Source organism: Gracilimonas sp., from assembly GCF_031581265.1.
Taxonomy (GTDB): domain Bacteria; phylum Bacteroidota; class Rhodothermia; order Balneolales; family Balneolaceae; genus Gracilimonas.
In genome coordinates this window covers 1-576 of record NZ_JAVLBQ010000069.1, presented here as the reverse complement: position 1 = coordinate 576, position 576 = coordinate 1, and the positions used below count along the sequence as shown (strand labels likewise).

General features: G+C 43.2%; 1 protein-coding gene. It reads left to right on the top strand.

Annotated features, from left to right (window positions below):
* Positions 1 to 362: 362 nt before the first annotated feature.
* The coding region (locus tag RI561_RS13775; RefSeq protein ID WP_395080823.1) for a hypothetical protein at positions 363 to 576 on the top strand (214 nt) is incomplete at its 3' end.

Below are 576 nucleotides of genomic sequence, written 5' to 3'. Positions count from 1 at the left end.
GGCGCGGTGGCTTTAGCGATGGCGCTGGGGCGCGGGATGCTTCAGGAGGGGGAGACGTATGGGGAGTGGGATGAGTTGATAGTAATTTGACCGCGAAGCGGAATGTTAAATTTTAAATGTTGAATTATGAATGAGGTGAATTATGGAAATACTTAAGAAGGGAACACCAAAAAAGGACAAGGAATACACTGCACAGTGCCGTGATTGTGAAAGCCTTATAAAATTTAAAAGGTCTGAGGCTAAATATACACCTGATCAAAGGGATGGTGATTTTTTAACCGTTAAATGCCCGGTGTGTAAGTCTGATATTCATACAAGCATATAATTCAACATTCAAAATTTAGCATTTAAAATTTCCCCGCATGGAAATAAATCCCGATTACATACAGTACGTTCACCTGCATGATCCGATTGAGTTTGAGAAGGAGTGGATGAACCAGTGGAAGCATAAGGGGCTCACGCAGGAAGAGGCGTATAAGGTGGTGGAGGATAAATATACCCTTTGCTGGGGCGAGCATAAGTATTCGAGCTTTGAATCCTTTTACCAGGGATGGTATAAGCGGATGAGGAAGCGGA